Raw genomic sequence first — 20,134 nt, forward strand, 5'->3', positions numbered from 1 at the left:
TTGGCGGACACGTTGGCCTGCCTGTTTCAGGTGCGGCCGCGTGAAGATGTGAAGATTTTCAGAAGTTAATGAAGCCAGGCCTTGTTCCCGTGTCGGGAGCCGGGGTGGGCCGCATTGTCTTCAAAAAACCTGCCTGCAGTGCCATCTGGTCTTTTCATGGAGATTTACCGATGAACCGCATTTACCGTCTGGTTTTCAATCGTGCCCTCGGCGTAATGCAGGTTGCTTCGGAGGTCGCCCAGAATCCCGGCGGAAGCGCGGTCTGCGCAGGGCGGGTGCCGCGATTGAGGGCGCACCAGCTGGCGGTCGCGCTGGCGGCCACGCTGGCCAGTGGTTCGGCGTTCGCGGCGTGCAATACGGTGGGCTCAACGGTCACGTGCGACCCTGGCTCGGTCAGCAACTACATCAACGCTAATTCCGGCATCACGGTGAACGTGCTGGCAGGGGCCACGCTGCGCACGCCTCCGGTTATCGGTGGTGGCAATGCGGCGACGTTGAGCGGCGACAACGTGACGGTCAACAACAGTGGCACGATCGATCCGAGCTCGCTCATCCTCGCGTCGCCCGGACTGGTCATCGGCAACGGTTCTGCCAACAACAGCGCGATCGTCGTCAACAACAATTCCGGCGGACAGATCAAGGGTGTCGTCAACATCGCAACGCTGCTGGGTTTCGGGGGGCAGGCGCTGGTGGCACAGAATGTCAACGGCACTACCACAATCAACAATGCCGGCCTGATCAGTACGTCGTTGATCGGCGCAGGCAGCGTTTCCGACGCGACCACGGTGGTGACCTATGGTGGCGCGGCAGCCAATGTGACCAACACAGGCACCATCGACGGACGCACCGGCCTGGGTGCTTCTGGCGGTAATACGTTCCTCAATGCGGGGGCTGTCAGTGGCAGCGTTCACCTGGGTGATTCAACTGGCGGCAATACCTTTACCGCAGTGTCGGGTTCCAGCGTTGTGGCAGGCGGCGGCAGCGCCCTTGCCGGCGTGATTACCGGTGTTACCGGGGTGAAGGTTGCGGCTGCGGGAACGGTCGACGCCGGTACGGGCAGCGGCGCCGCCAACAACACGCTGGTGCTGCAGAACAGCGCAGCCGGCCCAGGCGCGGGCACTGGCGGTGCAGTGACCACGCTGGGCTGGAACCGGTACCTCAACTTCCAGAAGCTCACCGTCAACAGCGGCACCTGGAACCTGCAGGGCGCATGGGGCGGAACCGGGCAGACGACGCTCAATGATGGCCTGGTCAATTTCAACGACACCGACTCCTTTGGCACAGGGTTGTTCACGGCCAACGGCGGTGCCATTGCGTCCTCCACAGCGGGCCTGAATCTGGCCAACGCTTTCAGCCTCGGTGGCAATCTGTCCCTGGCCGGGACCAATGCGTTTGGTCTGGGGGGCGTGCTTTCAGGCACTGGCGGGCTGACGGTCAACAACACCGGCATTGTCACCCTGGGCGGCGCGAACCTGTTCTCAGGTGGCGTCAACCTCAATGCCGGTGGCCTGGTGCTGGGCAATGCCGGTGCACTCGGCAGCGGCAACCTGACCGTCGGTGGCAGCGCTTCGCTGGATACGACGGCGGGCTTCACCCTTGGCAACAATCTGGTGATCAATGGCGCGGGCTCGCTGAACCTGCTGGGCAGCAACGCGTTGTCTTTGAACGGTTCGATCTCGGGCGCCGGCAACCTGATCAAGGCGGGTCCGGGTACCCTCACCTTGAATGGTGCCAACCTGCTTACAGGCTCCTTCGCGGTCACCGGTGGTGCGCTGGCATTGGGCGTCGGTGGCAGCCTGTCGCCGACAAGTGCGATCTCGCTGGGCGCAGGTACCAACCTCGATCTCTCGGTTGCAGCCAGCCAGACCATCGGTTCGCTTGCCGGATCCGGTGCGCTCAACCTCGGCGCGCGCAGCCTCACCCTGGGTGGCCTGAACACCAGCACCAGCTTCTCCGGCGTCATCGGCGGTGTCGGTGGCGCGCTCGTCAAGGTCGGTACGGGTACCCAGACCCTGTCTGGTGCCAATACCTTCACCGGTGGCGTCGCGCTCAACGGCGGCGGCCTGCTGCTGGGCAATGCGGGCGCGCTGGGCACCGGCGCACTCGGTGTCGGCGGCAACGTGTCTCTCGATGGCACTGGCGGGGCACTTGCTCTCGCCAACGCGGTCAATCTGGGCGCGGGCGGCATCCTCAATCTGTCCGGGAACCAGGCGTTGACCTTCAACGGCGTCGTCGGTGGTACCGGCAGCCTGGTCAAGAACGGTGCGGCCACCCTGACCCTCAACAACGCCAACACGTTTGGTGGAGGGCTGTCGCTCACGGCTGGTGGGCTGGTCCTCGGCAACGGCGGTGCGCTGGGAACCGGTGCACTGGGTGTCGGTGGTGTGGCAACGCTTGATGCCAGCACGGCGCTGAGCGTGGGCAATGGCATCAACCTGGGGGCCGGCGGCTCGCTCAGCGTGCTGGGTAGCAATGCGCTGACCCTGGGCGGCGTCATCAGCGGCACCGGCAGCCTGGTCAAGAACGGCGCTGCTACGTTGACGCTGGGCGGCGCCAATGCGTTCACCGGTGGATTGGCGATCAACGCAGGCAAGGTCGCGCTGGCCAGTGGCGGCAGTCTCGCAGCCACCGGTGCAGTGAATCTGGTCAATGCAGGGACGGAGCTGGACATCTCGCTCGGCGGCAACCAGACCATCGGCGCGCTGTCCGGCATCGCCGGCAGCACCGTGACGCTGGGCGGCAGCACGCTCACCTTTGGCGACGCCACCAACCAGACCTTCGGCGGCGTGATCGGCGGTACCGGTGGCCTGGTCAAGCAGGGAACGGGCACGCAGACGCTCAGCGGCGCCAATACCTTCAGTGGTGGCCTGAACCTGGCGGCCGGTGGCCTGCTGCTGGGCAACGGCAGTGCACTCGGTACCGGCGCGTTGACGGTCAGCGGCAATGGCTCGCTCGACGCAACCGCAGCACTGAATCTGGGCAATGCCATCAACCTTGGCGCGGTGCTGACCCTGCCCGGCAGCCAGAACCTGACCCTGGGCGGCAACATCACCGGCAGCGGCAGCCTGACCAAGAACGGCGCCTCGCTGCTGACCTTGAACGGCACCAATGCGTTCAGCGGCGGCCTGAACCTCAATGCCGGCAGCCTGCTGCTGGGCAACAGCGGTGCACTCGGCACCGGCGCATTGAGCGTGGGTGGCAATGCATCGCTCGATGGCAGCACGGCACTGAACCTGACCAACAATGTGGCGCTTGGGACGGGGGCCTCGCTGTCGTTGCCGGGCACGCAGGCGGTCACGCTTGGCGGGGTGGTTTCCGGCGCCGGTGGTCTGATCAAGAACGGTGCCACCACGCTTACCCTCAACGGTGCCAATACCTTCGGTGGCGGGCTGGTGCTCAACGGTGGTGGCCTGATGCTGGGCAACGCCGGCGCGCTGGGAACCGGTCTGCTTGCAGTGGGCGCCAACGCCACCCTCGACAGTTCGGTGGCATTGAACCTGGCCAACGCCATTGACCTGGACGCTGGTGCGCAGCTGAGCCTGACCAGCAACCAGAATGTCGCACTGGGCGGGCTGGTGTCGGGTACCGGCAGCCTGATCAAGACCGGCACCGGTGTGCTGTCGTTGAACAACAGCAACACCTTCAGCGGTGGTCTTGCATTGAATGCAGGTGGCCTGTCGGTGGGCGCCAACGGTGCGCTCGGTACCGGGGCGCTGAACATCGGCGGCAATGTTTCTCTGGATGCGAGTGCCCCGGTTTCGCTGGCCAACGCGGTGAGCCTGGGCGCCAATACGCTGACCCTGCCGGGCAGCAGCAATCTCACTCTGAGCGGTGTGGTGAGTGGTGCCGGTGGCCTGATCAAGAACGGCGCCTCGACGCTGACGCTGTCCGGTGCGAATACCTTCCTCGGGGGCGCCACGGTCAATGCCGGCACGCTTGCACTGGGTGCAGGTGGCAGCCTGGCCGCGGCCGGGGCGGTGAATCTTGCTGGCACCGGTGCTGCACTGGACATCTCCGCAGCGGGGGCGGGCCAGACCATCGGGGCGTTGAACGGCGTCGCCGGCAGCCAGGTGACCCTGGGCGCGCAATCGCTCACCTTCGGCGGGGCCAGCAACGGCGCATTTGCCGGTGTCATCGACGGCAGCGGCGGACTGATCAAGATCGGTACCGGCGTGCAGACCCTGTCCGGCGCCAACACGTTCAGCGGTGGCGTGGCACTCAATGCGGGTGGCCTGGTGCTGGGCAATGCGGGTGCGTTGGGTACGGGCGCGCTGGGGATCGGTGGCAACGTCAGCCTGGACAGCACGGTCGCTCTGAATCTGGGCAATGCCGTGAACTTCGGCGTTGGCACCCAGCTGACCCTGGGCGGCAGCAGCGATGTCGCGCTCAGCGGTGTGGTGGCGGGCGCCGGCAACCTGGTCAAGAACGGTACTGGCCTGCTGACCCTCAACAACAGCAATACCTTCGGAGGTGGCTTGGCCTTGAATGGCGGCGGTCTGGTGGTCGGTGCCAATGGCGCACTGGGTACCGGCGCGCTGGCCGTGAATGCGAGCACCACGCTGGATGCCGGTGCTGCGGTCAGCCTGGGCAATGCGGTCAATCTGGGCTCGGGTGTTGCGCTGACCCTGCCGGGCAGCAATGCGCTGACGCTGTCAGGTGTGATCGGAGGCAACGGCAGCCTGGTCAAGAGTGGTGCGGCCACGCTGACGCTGTCCGGCGCCAACACCTACACCGGCGGCACCACCATCAATGCCGGCACGCTGGCGTTGGGGGTGGGTGGCAGCCTTGCCGCAGCGGGTGATGTCACGCTGGGCGCAGGCGCTGGCTTCGATATCTCCGGTGCCGGCGGCAGCCAGACCATCGGCGCGCTCAATGGTGCGGGCGGAAGCACGCTGGCGCTGGGTGGCAATTCGTTGACCTTCGGCACGGCCGGCAATGCTGCCTTCGACGGCGTGATCAGTGGCGGTGGTGGTCTGGTCAAAGTGGGCGCGGGCGTGCAGACGTTGTCTGCTGCCAACACCTTCGGCGGCGGCGTCACGCTCAATGCCGGCGGCCTGCTGCTGGGCAACGACGCGGCGCTGGGCTCTGGCGCGCTCACCGTCGGCGGGGCGGCCACGCTGGACACCACCGGCCTGGCAGCACTGACCAACAACATCGCGCTCAACGCAGGCCTGACCGTACTGGGCACCAATGCACTGACGCTCAACGGGGTGATTTCCGGTACCGGCAGCCTGACCAAGGATGGCGTCGCAACGCTGACCTTGAACGGCATCAACACCTATACCGGTGGTACCAACATCAACACCGGCACACTGGCGCTGGGTGCCGGTGCAAGCCTGGCGGCGAGCGGTACCGTGAACCTCGCCACCGGCGCGACGCTGGATCTGTCGGCCGGCAGTGGCACGCAGGTGTTCGGCACCCTGGTCGGCAACGGTACGGTCAACCTGGGCGCCAATTCGATCGAAGTCGGCGGGGCGACCAATGGCACCTTCAGTGGCTCTATCGCAGGTACGGGTGGCCTGACCAAGGTCGGTGCGGGCATCGAGACGCTGACCGGTGCCAACACCTACACCGGCGGCACCTTCATCAATGCCGGCACACTGGCGATCGGTCCGGGTGGCAGCCTGGCGGCCACCGGTGCAGTGACACTCACCGCAGCGGGAACCGGCTTCGACATCTCGACGTCCGGTGCCAGCCAGACCATTGGTTCGTTGGCCGGCGTGATCGGCTCCACGGTCAGTCTGGGGGCGCAGTCGCTGATCCTCGGCGGCAACGGCAACAGCGTGTTCGACGGCGCGATCTCCGGTACCGGCGGCCTGGTCAAGAACGGCACCGGCATCCTGACGCTGGGCGGCGCCAACCTGTTCAGTGGCGGCCTGGCGCTCAATGGCGGCGGCCTGGTGGTCGGCAACAACGCCGCGCTCGGCAGCGGTGCGCTGACCGTGGGTGCCAACGCTACGCTGGATGCTTCGATCGCGGCCAACCTGGCCAACAACATCGCGCTGGCATCGGGCGCCAACCTCGACCTGCTGGGCAGCAATGCGCTCACCCTGGGCGGCATGGTTTCCGGTACCGGTGGCCTGATCAAGAACGGTGCGGCCACCGTGACCCTGACCGGTGCGAATACCTACACCGGAGGCACCACCATCAACAGCGGCACGCTGGCCATCGGTGCTGGTGGCAGCCTGGCCTCGACCGGTGCGGTGGACCTGGCCGGTACCGGTACCCTCGACATCTCGGCCGGCAACCAGAGCATCGGTTCGCTTGCCGGTGTGGCCGGCAGCACCGTGGCGCTGGGTGGTAGCGCGCTGACCCTGGGCGGCACCGTTGACAGTGCCTTCAATGGCGCGATCACCGGCAACGGTGGCCTGATCAAGAACGGTGCGGGCGTGCAGACCCTCAACGGCGCCAGCACCTTCAGTGGTGGTGTAACGCTCAATGCAGGCGGCCTGGTGGTCGGCAACGATGCAGCTCTGGGTACCGGGGCGGTAACGGTGGGTGGCAACGGCACGCTCGATTCGAACACTGCGGTGACGCTGGCCAACAACTTCGTCCTCAACGCCGGGCTGACCGTGCTCGGCAGCAACAACCTCACCCTCAACGGCAACCTGAGTGGCACCGGGGCGCTGACCAAGGACGGTTTGGCGACGCTGACCTTGAACGGTACCAATACCTATACCGGTGGCACCTTCATCAATGCCGGTACGCTGGCATTGGGCGCCGGCGCGAGCCTGCATGCCAGTGGCATCGTCAATCTGGCTTCGGGCGCGACCTTCGATCTGTCGGCGGGCAGCGGCACGCAGCAGTTCGGCACCCTGGTCGGCAACGGTACGGTGAACCTGGGGGCAAACACCTTGACCATTGGCGGTCCCGCCAATGGCACGTTCAGCGGTTCGGTGGGTGGTACCGGTGGGCTGATCAAGGAAGGCACCGGCACCCAGACCCTGACCGGTAACAATACCTTCACCGGTGGCACCACCATCAATGCGGGCACGCTGGCGATTGGCGCCGGTGGCAGCCTGGCATCGAATGGTGCGGTGACATTGGCCAATGCCGGTACGGCGTTCGACATTTCTGCCGGGGGTGCGCAGAGCATCGGGTCGTTGGCTGGTGTTGCCGGCAGCACGGTTGCGCTGGGCGGCAGCACGCTGACCCTCAATGGCGTGGGCAACACCACCTTCGCCGGTGACATCACCGGCACCGGCGGGCTGGTGAAGAACGGGGCGGGCGTGCAGACCCTGATCGGCGCGAATACATTCAGCGGCGGCGTGGCGCTCAATGCCGGTGGCCTGACGCTGGGCAATGGTGGTGCGCTGGGTACCGGTACGCTGACGGTGGGCGGCAACGCCATGCTGGATGGCACCACTGCGTTGACCGTGGGCAACAACGTGCAGCTGACCAGCGGCACGCTGACCCTGGCGGGCAGCAACGCGCTCGCGCTGAATGGTGTGATCAGTGGTGCGGGTGGTCTGCTCAAGGATGGCGCCGCGACCGTCACTCTCGGCGGTGCCAGCAGCTATGCCGGTGACACCACGATCAACAGTGGCGTCCTGGCAGTGGGTGCCGGTGGCACCCTGTCGGGTGCGAGCACGGTCAATCTGACCGGTGCCGGCACGCTGGACATCAGCGCCGGTGGCAATCAGAGCATCGGTGGCCTGGCCGGCGTGACCGGCTCCAGCGTCGTGCTGGGTGGCGCAACCCTCACCACCGGCGGCAACAACGGCAGCACCGCCTTCGCTGGCGTGTTGAGTGGCAGCGGTGGCCTGGTGCAGAGTGGCACCGGCACGCTGACCCTGAGCGGCGACAACGTCTATACCGGTGGCACCACCATCAACGGTGGCAGCACGCTGCAGCTCGGCAACGGTGGCAGCACCGGTTCGGTGCTGGGCGACATCACCAACAACGGCAGCCTGGTCTACAACCTGGGCAGCACCGCAACTGTGGGCGGCGTGGTCAGTGGCAGTGGTGGCCTGACCCAGGCTGGCAGCGGCACGCTGGTGCTGACCGGCAACAACACCTACACCGGCGGTACCACCATCAATGCAGGCGGCACGCTGCAGGTCGGCAACGGCGGTGCGACCGGCGCGATCGTCGGCGACATCACCAACAACGGCGCGCTGGTGTCCAACGTGGCGGGCAACACCACGCTGGGCGGCACCATCAGCGGCAGCGGTGGCCTGACCCAGGCCGGCGCTGGCACGCTGGTGCTGACCGGCAACAACACCTATACCGGCGGCACCACCATCAATGCCGGTGGCACGCTGCAGGTCGGCAATGGCGGTGCGACCGGTGCGATCACCGGTAATGTCGCCAACAACGGCAGCCTGGTGTTCGACGTGGCGGGCAACACCACGGTCGGCGGCGCGATCAGTGGCAGCGGTGGCCTGACCCAGGCCGGTGGCGGCGTGCTGACGCTGGTCGGCAACAACACCTACACCGGCGGCACCACCATCAATACCGGTGGCACGCTGCAGGTGGGCAATGGTGGAGCGACCGGTTCGATCGCTGGCGACATCACCAACAATGGTTCGCTGATCTCCAACGTCGCGGGCAACACCCTGCTGGGCGGCACCATCAGTGGTACGGGTGGCCTGACCCAGGCGGGCAGTGGCACGCTGGTGCTGACCGGCACCAACACCTACACCGGCGGCACCACCATCAACACCGGCGGCACGCTGCAGCTGGGCAACGGTGGTGCGACCGGCTCGATCGTCGGCGACGTCATCAACAACGGCACGCTGGTGTCCAACGTCGCGGGCAACACCACGCTGGGCGGCACCATCAGCGGCAGCGGTGGCCTGACCCAGGCCGGCAGTGGCACGCTGACCGTGACCGGCAACAACACCTACACCGGCCCGACCACCATCAATACCGGTGGCACCCTGCAGGTGGGCAATGGTGGCGCCACCGGTTCGATCGGCGGCAGTGTCACCAACAACGGCAGCCTGGTGTTCAACGTGGGCGGCAACACCACCGTCGGCGGCGCCATCAGCGGCAGCGGTGGCCTGACCCAGGCCGGCAGCGGCACGCTGATCCTGGGCGGCAACAACACCTATACCGGCGGTACCACCATCAACACCGGTGGCACGCTGCAGGTCGGCAACGGCGGTGCGGGCGGGTCGATTGCCGGCAACGTCAGCAACAACGGCAGCCTGGTGTTCAACGTCGGTGGCAACACCACCGTCGGTGGCACCATCAGCGGCAGCGGTGGCTTGACCCAGGCCGGCGCTGGCACCATCACCCTGACCGGCAACAACACCTACACCGGCGGCACCACCATCAATGCCGGTGGCACGGTGCAGGTCGGCAACGGCGGGGCCAGCGGTTCGGTCACCGGCAACATCACCAACAATGGTGGCCTGATCATCAACACTGGTGGCACCACCACGCTGGGCGGCACCATCAGCGGTGGCGGCAGCATCGTGCAGGCTGGCCCGGGCGGGCTGAATCTCGGCGGCAACAGCGGTGGTTTCAGCGGCACCGGCCAGGTCACCGGCGGTGGCCTGAATGTCACCGGCAACATCGGCGGCCAGTGGACCATCGGCAGCGGCACCACGCTGTCCGGCACCGGCACCATCGGGGGTACCGGCGGTGGCGTGACGGTATCCAGCGGCGGCGTGCTCTCGCCGGGCAATGGCCCGGGCAATGGCAGCGGTGCGGGCAACGGCACCGGCACGATCACGGTGGGTGGCAACCTGACCTTGTCGCCGGGCAGCACGCTGGGCATCGATCTGGGTGCCACCGGCAGTGACACGGTGCAGGTGGGTGGCAGTGCCAACGTGGGTGGCAGCAGCGTGCAGGTGAATACCATCTCGCCGAGCACCAGCTATCAACAAGGCCAGCAGTACACCGTGGTCAATGCGGGTGGTGGCGTGAGCGGGCAGTTCGCTTCGGCCAAGACGCCGTCGGCCTTCCTGACCATCACCCCGATCTACACGGCGAACACGGCCAATCTGCAGATCGATGTGGCGCAGACCGCAGCCTTCACCACGGCGGCGAAGACGCGCAACCAGTACAACACCGCCGCAGCACTGGACAGCCTGCCGCAGAGTGGCTCGGCACTGGGGCTGTACAACACGGTGTTGATCTATGACGCCGCCACCGCGCGCAGCGCATTCGACCAGCTGTCCGGTGAAGTGCATGCCGCCAGCCGCGCTGTGCTGCTGTATGACAACTATCTGGAAGAAGGCATCCGCCAGCGCCTGGGCAGTGAGCTGCCGACCGTGCGTGGCGAGCGCGCGTCGGCCTGGCTGGCCGGCAGCGGCAAGGTGTTCAAGCAGGATGGTGATGGCAACGGCGATGACATCCGCTCCAACCGCAATGCGCTGATGGCCGGCGTGGACTGGCAGCTCGGGGAGCACGTGGTGCTGGGTGCAGCGGCCGGCAACGAACGGCTGGATACGCGCCTATACGATCGCAGCTCGCGGGCCCGCCTGCGTGGCAACACCTTCGGCCTGTATGCGCAGGGCCAGTGGAACAACGGCTTTGCGGTCGGTGGCAGCGTGTCGCGCGGCGACTACCGCACGCGCACCACGCGTGAGGTGCCGCTGCTGGGCCAGACCCTGTACAGCCGCCAGGATTCGGATGTGACCATTGCCCAGGTGGAAGGCAGCTGGACCTGGAGCCACGGCAGGACCCAGCTGCAGCCGTACGTGCAGTTCACCAAGCACTGGGTCGACAGCGATCGTGCGGTGGAACAGGGCGGCAGTGCTGCGCTGGAGCTGGAAGGCGGCAAGGACACGCTCAATGTCAGCACCGTGGGCGTGCGTGGGCGCTGGGACGTGGGCAGTGGCGAGCGCTTCCCGGCGCAGCTGACGGTCGGCCTCGGCTGGCAGCATGCATCGGGCGACACCGACGTGGCCAGCCGCAACCGCTTCGCGGCCGGCGGCAATGCGTTCGATGTGTACAGCGCGGTGATGGCACGCAACGCGCTGGTCAGCCAGCTGGGCGTGGCGGTCGGCCTGGGCCGCAACAGCCAGCTGTCGATGTTCGTGCAGGGCCAGCACGGCGACGGTCGCCGCGACGTCGGCGGGCAGATCAACCTGCGCGTGGGTTTCTGAGGGGAGTGGGCCAGCGGTAGATCCACGCTCCGCGTGGATGGCACCGGGGCGGGAGCGCTAGAGCTCCCGCTCCATTTCCACAGCGTCGATCCCGGCGCCGTGGCCATCGGGCACCACACGTGTCACCCGGAAGCCCAGGCCGGCGTAGAAGCCCTGGGTGTGCTGGCTGGTGCTGAGCGTGATGCGATTGATCGAGGGATCCGCTTCGGCCTGGCGCAGGCGCGCCAGCGCCAGTTCGCGGCCCAGTCCATGCCGGTGCAGCGCGCGCTGCACCATGCCCCAACAGAAACCGGCACTGCCATCGCCGCGGCGCGACAGGCCGCCACAGGCCACGATGCTGCCATCGCGTTCGATTACCTGGAATGCACAGCCCATTGCCTGCTCACGCAGGAAGCGTTCGAAGTCGCTCCGCTCTTCCGGTGCGAAGTAGGTGGGCACGTTGCTGTCGAAGATCGACAGGCAGGCGGTCATGTCGCTGCAGCAGTAGGGGCGGGGTGTCATGAAGGAACGTCATGGTTGTGGGCACATTGTGCGCGAGGTCCGTGCCATTGATGTCTGAACATGGCGAGCCCGGAAACCGGTTCGGGCGCAGACTGCAGGTCCCCGTCATCAGGAGGTTCCATGTCCAACGCTCACGCCAGTTTCGTACAACTCCACCAAGGTGCCAATTTTTACGTGCTGCCCAACGTATGGGATGCCGGTGGCGCCCGCCTGGTCCAGCAGCAGGGGGCCCGCGCGGTGGGAACATCGAGTGCTGCGATGGCGTGGTCCTGCGGTTATGCCGATGGCGGTGCGCTGCCTGATACCGCGCTGCTGCAGCGGGTGTCCGAAATCGCTCGTGTGATCTCGTTGCCGGTCACGGTCGATATCGAGGACGGCTACAGCGATGTTCCCGATGCGGTCGCTGCGCGGGTGCTGCGCCTGGTGGAGGCGGGTGCGGTCGGGATCAACATCGAAGACGGCGCCGGCAGTCCTGCGGCGCTGGTGGACAAGATCACTGCCATCCGCTCGGCGCTTGGCGGGCGATCGCTGTTCATCAATGCACGCACCGATGTGTATCTGCGCAGCCTGGCCGAAGGTGATGAGGCCGTCAGGATGAGCATCGATCGGCTGCAGGCCTATGCACGTGCTGGTGCCGACGGCGGCTTTGTGCCGGGGCTGCGTGCGCTGGACGAGGCTGCTGCGGTTGCCAGCGCCGTGCCGCTGCCCCTCAACCTCATGTGGCTGCCTGGAATTGCGTCGCCTGCTGCGCTGTCGCAGGCCGGCGTGCGGCGGCTGAGTGCAGGGCCCGCGCTGTTCATGCACGCGTGGGCGGCGATGGCTGCGGCGACCACGGATTTTCTCGGCGGCGCGATGGCGATGCCCGAGGGCGCACCGGGATATGCGGCCTTGAACCACCTGTTCAGCGAAGGGTGAGGGTGCTGGGGACGGGGGCAGCGGTAGGCTGGGGCATGGGCGGATAGTCGTTTCGACCGGGCCGAGGCATCCACGCATGGTGTGGATCTACTGATGCGGCTGGAGGAACAAGCCCCTCTGTTGAGGGGGGCCCCGACAGGGGCGGGGAGAGGGGATTGTCGGGTGCATCCATGCCCCGATCCCGGCGCGCGTTGCGCCCCGGGACCCGCCTGCGGCGGTCTGTCCGTGTATGTCGCGTATCTGGAGGAACAAGCCCCTCTGTTGAGGGGCTGCCCCGACAGGGGCGGGGAGAGGCCGGCAAAGGGAGGGGCCCAAAGGTTGCGCAGCAACGTTTGGGGCGAAGCGCGCGCAGCGCACTTCGCGTCCCGCGCCAGATAACTGAAAAAGGCCGCCCCTAAGGGCAGCCTTTTTCAGTTATCTGGCGGAGAGAGGGGGATTCGAACCCCCGAAGCGCGGTTTAGACGCTTACACACTTTCCAGGCGTGCTCCTTCAACCACTCGGACACCTCTCCGGATCCCTGCCATCGGCAAACGCCTCAGCAGGGGCGCAGATTCTAGCGGGCTGCGCGACACTTCACAAGCACCCCAGTCAGGAACCTGCGAAGGACGCGCCGGAGGCGAGGGGGCTGGACAGGCATGGCACAATGGAACATCCGATGGAAAACGGTGGCCTGATGTCCTATCTCGTCCTTGCCCGCAAGTGGCGTCCGAAGCGTTTTGCCGAGCTGGTGGGCCAGGAACACGTGGTCCGTGCGCTCAGCAACGCGCTGGACAGCGGCCGGGTCCACCATGCGTTCCTGTTCACCGGTACCCGCGGCGTGGGCAAGACCACGATCGCGCGCATCTTCGCCAAGTCGCTCAACTGCGAGCAGGGCACCAGCGCAGACCCATGCGGCCAGTGCGCGGCCTGCCTGGACATCGACGCCGGCCGCTACATCGACCTGCTGGAAATCGACGCCGCGTCCAACACCGGCGTGGATGACGTGCGCGAGGTGATCGAGAACGCGCAGTACATGCCCTCGCGTGGCAAATACAAGGTCTACCTGATCGACGAAGTGCACATGCTGTCCAAGGCGGCGTTCAACGCGCTGCTGAAGACGCTGGAAGAGCCGCCGGAGCACGTGAAGTTCCTGCTGGCCACCACCGACCCGCAGAAGCTGCCGGTCACCGTGCTCAGCCGCTGCCTGCAGTTCAACCTCAAGCGCCTGGACGAGGATCAGATCCAGGGCCAGATGACCCGCATTCTGGCGGCTGAGGAAATCGAGGCCGACGGCAGCGCCCTCGTGCAGCTGGCCAAGGCCGCCGATGGCAGCCTGCGCGACGGCCTGTCGCTGCTGGACCAGGCGATTGCCTATGCCGGCGGCGCGCTGCGCGAGGATGTGGTGCGCACCATGCTGGGCACCGTCGACCGTACCCAGGTGGCGGCAATGCTCGACGCACTGGCCGAGGGCGATGGCCCGCGCCTGTTGCAGGTGGTGGCCGCGCTGGCCGAGTTCTCGCCGGACTGGAGTGGCGTGCTGGAAGCATTGGCCGAAGGCCTGCACCGCATCCAGGTGCAGCAGCTGGTGCCGGGCGCTGCGGCTGCCGCCGAAGGCCTGGACGCCACGGTGTTCGCCGAGCGCCTGCGTCCGGAGGTGGTCCAGCTCTGGTACCAGATGGCCTTGAACGGCCGTCGTGACCTGCCGCTGGCGCCGAGTCCGCGCGCCGGCTTCGAAATGGCCGTGCTGCGGATGCTGGCGTTCCGCCCGGCCGCGGCGGTGCCGTCGGTGCCGAAGACAGTTGAAAGTGCGGCCGGCGGTACACCGGGTGGCAACACGGCCGGTGGTGGCGTTGGCAGCCAGGAGGCATCGTCCGCGCCTGCCGCCGCTGCTGCTTCGGCCAGTCCGGTCGCCGCCGCAGTGCCCGTGCAGGCCGCACCACGCGAGCCTGAACCCGAACCTGAGCCGGCCCCGCAACCGGAGCCGGATCCGACGCCGGAACCCGAGCCGGTTCCAGTGCAGGAACCCGAATCGCCGCCGCCGGTGAAGGCCGCCGCGGAGGCTCCAACGCCGACGCCGGCCACAGATGCAGCGGCGACCGACGACCTGCCGCCGTGGGCCACCGACGAAGCCGAGGCCCGTGACGAGGCGCTGGCCGCCGAACTGGCGGGTCCGGATGCGGCGATGGTCGCGCCCTGGCATGAGCCACCGGCCCCGGTGCCAGCACCGGTCGAAGCGAAGCCTGCCGAGCTGGAGCGCCCGTTCCGTGCCGAGGGCATCGCCATCGCGCCGGCCGAGCCCGCTGCGGTGCGTGATCCCGCGCCGCAGGACGGTGTCAGCGAACTGGCCAGCGCCGAGGACTGGCTGGACCTGGTCGCCAACAGTGGCCTGAGCGGCCCGTCGCGGCAGTTGGCCGCCAACGCCGCCTTCATCAGTTGCCAGCGCGGGACCTTGAAACTGGGCCTTTCGCCCGGATTTGAATACCTGCGCTCGGAGCGCGCGCTGGCTGCGCTGGGCGAAATGCTGGAGAAGGCCCTCGGCCAGGCGCCGAAGATCGTGGTCGAGACCGTGGAAACCGAACACGTTCCGGCCGAGACCCTGCATCAGCGTGCCGATCGCCAGCGTGGCGAACGGCAGCAGGTGGCAGAGGCTGTTTTCATGGACGATCCGGAAGTGCAGGTGCTGATCCAACAGCACGGTGCCCGGGTTGTTTCCGATTCCATCCGTTCTTTTGACGAGTAAGACACTATGCGCGGCAACATCGCCCAACTGATGCAGCAGGCCCAGAAGATGCAGGAAAACCTGCAGAAGGCCCAGGAAGAAATCGCCAAGATCGAAGTGACCGGCAGCGCCGGTGGCGGCATGGTCAGCGTGACCCTGACCGGCGCCAAGGAATGCCGCAAGGTACGCATCGACCCGTCGCTGGCCAGCGACCCGGAGATGCTGGAAGACCTGATCGCTGCCGCATTCAACGATGCCTCGAACAAGATCGATGCCGAGTCGAAGTCGAAGATGGGCTCGGCCACCGCCGGCATGCAGCTGCCGCCGGGCATGAAGCTGCCGTTCTGATGCTTGGCGGGGCGCCTGTTGCTGCAGGCGCCCGCTGCAACCCTCAGTCGAGCATGGCTCGACTCTACACGTAGCCGTCGAGCTCGCTCGACGCCATCAAAGCATGCCGCCGTGTCCGCACCCCTGCTTGAACAATTGATCGACGCACTGCGGGTGCTGCCTGGCGTGGGCCAGAAGACCGCGCAGCGCATGGCCTACCACCTGCTCGAGCGCGAGCGCGAAGGTGGCCAGCGCCTGGCTGAAGCGCTGTCGCTGGCGGTGGAACGCATTGGCCACTGCGCGCAGTGCCGCGACTTCAGCGAAACCGAGTTGTGCCCGACCTGCGCCAACAGCAGCCGCGAACGCAGCCAGCTGTGCGTGGTCGAATCGCCGGCCGACCGCCTGGCCATCGAAAACGCCACCGGTTTCCGCGGTGTCTACTTCGTGCTGCAGGGGCGGCTGTCGCCGCTCGATGGCATCGGCCCGCGCGAGCTGGGCCTGGAGCAGCTGGAGCGGCGGCTGGCCGAAGGCGAGGTGCAGGAGCTGATCATCGCCACCAGCGCCACTGTCGAGGGCGAAGCCACCGCGCACTACCTGGCGCAGCTGGCGCGCGCACGCAAGGTGCAGCCCAGCCGCCTTGCGCAGGGCCTGCCTCTCGGCGGCGAACTTGAATACGTTGATCGCGGCACGCTGTCGCACGCGTTCGGGACGCGCAGCGAATTCCGCGATTGAGCGCTGGCCGGGCATCGTCCGGCGCGGCCGGCCTACAATGCGGGAGACATCCCCGCCGAGGCCGACCATGAGCAACGAAACCCTCTTCAGCAAGATCATCCGTCGCGAGATCCCGGCCACCATCGTCTACGAGGATGACGAGGTGCTGGGCTTCAAGGACATCGCACCGCAGGCGCCGGTGCACGTGCTGTTCATTCCGAAGAACGAAATCATTCCGACCCTGGACGATCTGCAGCCGTCGCAGGCGCACCTGATCGGCAAACTGGCACTGGCCGCTGCCGAGTACGCGCGCCGCGAGGGTTTTGCGCAGGATGGCTATCGCATCGTGATGAACTGCCGCGAGGACGCCGGGCAGACCGTGTTCCATATCCACATGCACCTGCTGGCCGGTGGGCAGCTGGGGCATTTCGGTACGCCGGGGCGTTGAGCGCACGGCATCCATGCCATGCGTGGATGAAAAAAGGCCGCCCGAGGGCGGCCTTTTCCGTCATGCCTGTACGGTGACGATCACCACCAGCCCCAGCGACCATAGCCGCCCCAGTACGGGCCATACGGGCTCGGGCCCCACGGGCCATAGGGGTAGGGCACCACATCGACCTGGCGCTGTTCCGGCCACAGGTAGATCACATCGGCCGACAGCTTCGGCAGGCGGTAGTCATAGTCGCCGATGCGGGTGTTCTGGTAGCCGTCGATCTTGCCGATGAAGGTCACGTCACGGCCGGCTTCGAACACGGCCGGGTCGTAGAAGCCGGCGCGGCAGGCGATGAAGCGGCCGTCGCTGGCGTCGGACGAGGTGGTGTTCGGGCGGCCACTGGCGTTGAGCGGGCGCGAGATCATCTGGAAGCAGGTCTCGCCCTGGCCGGGCTTGGTTTCGATGATGCGGCCGCCCCAACGGACGGGCGTGCCGACCTGCTGGGTGGCGACCGAGTCGCGCGGGGAGACCAGGCTGAACTGTCCCTGCAGCGGCTTGGGGGCCGTGGCGCAGGCCGACAGGGCCAGCGTGGCCACAGCGGTGAGGAGGAACTTGGTGTTCATGGGGAGGCTCCGGAAGTCGGGCGATGCCTGCGCAGGTCCCGCAATAATGAAGCGAGCTCGGTGCAAGTTCCAGCGTAACGCGCGTCGGCGAAACGCTGGCTGAGTGCCAGCAGTGCCGGATCGGGGCGGCGGGCATGTACCCGACGCGCCCAGTCCTGTGCGGTTTCATGCGGTTCGCGGGCCAGGCCGAGGGGGGCGTAGCGGCGACCCAGCCGGTGCCAGCCGCGCAGCAGCGGATCACGTTCGCGTTCGCCGCGGGCCAGCAGCCAGGCCATCCACGCCAGCGCCATCAACGCGGCCGTCACGAAGCCGGCTATCAGCTGTGCCGGCCCCAGGTCGTCCAGCCCAAGCGGCTTGAGCAGCTGCTGCTGGCGGCGCGCATCGAAGGACAGCACCAGGTCATTCCAGCCGCGGCGCAGCCAGTCGCCCATCTGCCCCAGTTGCAGCCAGCGCTGTTGCATCGGCGTGTCGGTGCCGGCCTGCAGGCGATCGTCGAGGGTGTCGAGAATACGTTCGGGGGCGACGGCAGCGGTCGGGTCGACCCGCACCCAGCCGCGTTGCGGCAGCCATACCTCGGCCCAGGCATGGGCGTCCATCCGCCGCAGCACCCAGTAGTCGCCGATGCGGTTGCGGGTACCTCCCGCGAAGCCGGTCACCACGCGTGCCGGAATGCCGGCATTGCGCATCAGCACCACGAAGGCCGAGCTGAAGTGCTGGCAGAAGCCGGCTTTGTAGCCGAACAGGAACTCGTCGACCGGATCACGCCCTGCCGGGGGCGTGGCCAGCGTGTAGGAGAAGTCGCGGGTGATCCATTGCAGCGCGCGGCGGACGATGGCCTCGTCGTCGGCGCCGGCCTCCTGCCGCCATTGCTGGGCCAGGGTGGCGGTGCGCGGGTTGAAGCCGCCGGGCAGCTGCAGTGCCGCACGACGCAGGTAGGGTGACAGGGTGCTGTCGAACCGTGCGGGCGGGGCCGAGTGCAGGCGCCATCGGCTCAGCGACGCCAGCGGACGCTCGCTGCTCAGGCTCATGTCCGCGTCCAGCGTGCTGCCCTCGGGGGCGCGGCTGGGCAGGTCCAGCGCCACCAGCTGGCGGCGATCGGTCGGCTCGTAGTCGATCTGGTAATCCCAGCCCTGCGCGCTGGCTTCGACCGTGGCGGCCGGCCTTCGCGCGCTGGCGCGATCGCGCGACCAGCGGCGGCCATCGAAGGCGGTCAGCACCGGGCCTCGCCAGTAGCGCTGCGCCGGTTCCGGCACCGCGCCGAAGAACTGCACGCGCAGCGCCGGGGTGTCGTCGGCCATCAGGTCCAGCCACTGGTCGGGCTCCATGCTGTCGGACAGCCCCGGCGTGCCCACCGCGCGTTCGGGAACACCCCACAGCGGCGTGGCCAGGCGCGGGAACAGCCAGAAGCTGGCCAGAGCCAGCGGCAGGCCGATCGCCAGCAGGCGGCCGACACTGCGCAGCTGTCCGCGCAACGGCAGGCGGCCGGCACGGCCCTCATCATGTGCCAGGCGTTGCAGCGCAAGCAGCGTGCCGACACCGGCGAGCGCGGCCAGGGTTGTGGTCAGTGGTCCCTGGTCGAGCAGGAATGCGGCGAACGGAGCAAACAGCGCAAAGCCGAGCAGGCTGCGCGCGTCGCGCAGGCTGCGCAGTTCGCTGGATTTGATCGCCAGCATCGCCGCCAGCAGAGCGCAGCCGGTATCGCGACCGGGGCGCACCATGCCCATCTGCCAGACAATGGCGGCGAGCATGCCCAGCACCAGCAGCAGGCGCACCGGCATCGGCAGCACGCGTCGCCAGGACAGCGCAGCGGTCAACATCGCAGCGATCGCGATCACTACCGCCAGCAGCGGTGGCAACTGCAGCAGCAGTGGCAGCAGGGCCAGCGCCGCACAGGCCAACGTCCAGGCACGCGTGCTGCGGTCCAGTTGATCGAGGGGATCAGCCATGGGGCATCAGCGCCAGCGCGCGCAGGCACAGGTGGTGATGGTTGGCACCCTGGCCGGGGCCGAACGGTGGATGCGCCGGCAGCAGCAGGGTGTAGCGTCGCCCCTCGCGTTCGGCCATGCCGACCCAGCGCGCCAGCCGCGCGATGCGTGCTTCGTGGTCCAGCGGTGCCAGCATGCGCCAATCCAGCACCACTTCGATGCCGATCGGCTTTTCATACTCGCGCACCAGCAGGCTGTCGCGGCGCGCGGAGTGCTTCCAGGAAATGCTGCGTGGCGCGTCGCCGGCGCGGTAGGGGCGCAGCTGATGCAGTTCCTCGCCACTGGCATGGGCACGCGTGTGCAGGGGGGCGTTGCCACTCTCCGGAAGTGCAGGTGCGGTTGTCTCGGCCAGTGGATAGACCAGCAGCGGTTGTTCCGGCCACACCCACGACCACGCCCGCACCAGTCCCAGTGGCTGGGTGGTGGACAGGCGGATGCGCGGCAGCTCCAGCCAGCCGCGGCGTTCGCTCGGTACCTCCAGTTCCACCTCACCGCGACCGTGTGCCGGCAGTGAGGTCCAGGCTTCGCTGTCGCCCAGCTGCAGGTGCAGGCCATGGCGCGCGCGCGGATCGCGCAGCGACAGGTCCACGCGCAGGCGCAACGGTTGCCCGGCCGGTACCGGCTCGGCGGCGATCGCATCGATCTGCACGCCGGACAGCTGCAGGTGAGCGGCGATGGCGCTGGCGATCGCGGCGGCCGCCAGCAGCAGGGCCAGCAGCAGCGCCGGGTTGTTGTTGTAGTTCAGCGCGCCCAGCAGCATCGCCGCCAACAGAGTGGCGACGAACAGGCCGAAGCGGGTCGGCAGCACGTAGATGCGATGACGGTCCAGTCGCTGCGGCAAGGCTTCGGGCCTGCGTGGCCGAGCCAACAGCTGCATGCG

Annotated in this window: 10 protein-coding genes and 1 tRNA gene; 6 read left to right on the plus strand and 5 right to left on the minus strand. The window is 67.5% G+C overall.

From position 1 onward, the window contains the following. The first annotated feature begins 170 nt into the window (after window positions 1-170). A complete protein-coding gene (locus SMAL_RS04415; protein ID WP_012510206.1) occupies window positions 171-11,060 on the plus strand; it encodes an autotransporter-associated beta strand repeat-containing protein in 10,890 nt (3,629 codons plus the stop codon). 57 nt (window positions 11,061-11,117) lie between these two features. Here SMAL_RS04415 and SMAL_RS04420 read toward each other — a convergent pair whose 3' ends face one another. Next, window positions 11,118-11,561, minus strand: a complete 444-nt coding sequence (locus tag SMAL_RS04420; RefSeq protein ID WP_012510207.1) for a GNAT family N-acetyltransferase — start codon at window positions 11,559-11,561, stop codon at window positions 11,118-11,120. Window positions 11,562-11,681: 120 nt separating this feature from the next. On the opposite strand from SMAL_RS04420, the gene SMAL_RS04425 reads away from it, so the two are divergent. Next, on the plus strand, window positions 11,682-12,476 hold the full coding sequence (locus SMAL_RS04425) for an isocitrate lyase/PEP mutase family protein (RefSeq protein WP_012510208.1): 795 nt from the start codon (window positions 11,682-11,684) through the stop codon (window positions 12,474-12,476). Between the two features lie 419 nt (window positions 12,477-12,895). Here the strand turns inward: SMAL_RS04425 and SMAL_RS04430 are convergent. Continuing rightward, window positions 12,896-12,988 (minus strand) — tRNA-Ser (locus tag SMAL_RS04430). Between the two features lie 144 nt (window positions 12,989-13,132). Here SMAL_RS04430 and dnaX point away from each other — a divergent pair. From dnaX to SMAL_RS04450, 4 genes are all read left to right on the plus strand, one after another. Continuing rightward, window positions 13,133-15,196, plus strand: coding sequence for a DNA polymerase III subunit gamma/tau (dnaX, locus tag SMAL_RS04435; protein ID WP_041864476.1), 2,064 nt, complete (start codon window positions 13,133-13,135; stop codon window positions 15,194-15,196). A 6-nt stretch (window positions 15,197-15,202) separates the two neighbouring features. Continuing rightward, window positions 15,203-15,523 (plus strand): YbaB/EbfC family nucleoid-associated protein, encoded by a 321-nt coding sequence (locus tag SMAL_RS04440; protein ID WP_004154630.1) that lies wholly within the window; start codon window positions 15,203-15,205, stop codon window positions 15,521-15,523. A 111-nt stretch (window positions 15,524-15,634) separates the two neighbouring features. Continuing rightward, a complete protein-coding gene (gene recR / locus SMAL_RS04445) occupies window positions 15,635-16,234 on the plus strand; it encodes a recombination mediator RecR (RefSeq protein ID WP_012510210.1) in 600 nt (199 codons plus the stop codon). A gap of 67 nt (window positions 16,235-16,301) precedes the next feature. Next, entirely contained in the window at window positions 16,302-16,661 is a 360-nt protein-coding gene (locus SMAL_RS04450) for a histidine triad nucleotide-binding protein (RefSeq protein WP_004146872.1), read from the plus strand. A gap of 80 nt (window positions 16,662-16,741) precedes the next feature. Here the strand turns inward: SMAL_RS04450 and SMAL_RS04455 are convergent, their stop codons facing one another. The 3 genes from SMAL_RS04455 to SMAL_RS04465 are packed head-to-tail and all read right to left on the minus strand — an operon-like array spanning window position 16,742 to window position 20,131. Continuing rightward, entirely contained in the window at window positions 16,742-17,269 is a 528-nt protein-coding gene (locus SMAL_RS04455) for a Slp family lipoprotein (RefSeq protein WP_012510211.1), read from the minus strand. After that, window positions 17,266-19,215 (minus strand): transglutaminase TgpA family protein, encoded by a 1,950-nt coding sequence (locus SMAL_RS04460; RefSeq protein WP_012510212.1) that lies wholly within the window; start codon window positions 19,213-19,215, stop codon window positions 17,266-17,268. Before SMAL_RS04460 ends, SMAL_RS04455 begins: the two co-directional genes overlap by 4 nt. Next, on the minus strand, window positions 19,208-20,131 hold the full coding sequence (locus tag SMAL_RS04465; RefSeq protein ID WP_041864477.1) for a DUF58 domain-containing protein: 924 nt from the start codon (window positions 20,129-20,131) through the stop codon (window positions 19,208-19,210). Before SMAL_RS04465 ends, SMAL_RS04460 begins: the two co-directional genes overlap by 8 nt. Between the last annotated feature and the right edge of the window lie 3 nt (window positions 20,132-20,134).

It is taken from the genome of Stenotrophomonas maltophilia R551-3 (assembly GCF_000020665.1).
GTDB classification, from domain to species: Bacteria; Pseudomonadota; Gammaproteobacteria; order Xanthomonadales; family Xanthomonadaceae; genus Stenotrophomonas; species Stenotrophomonas maltophilia_L.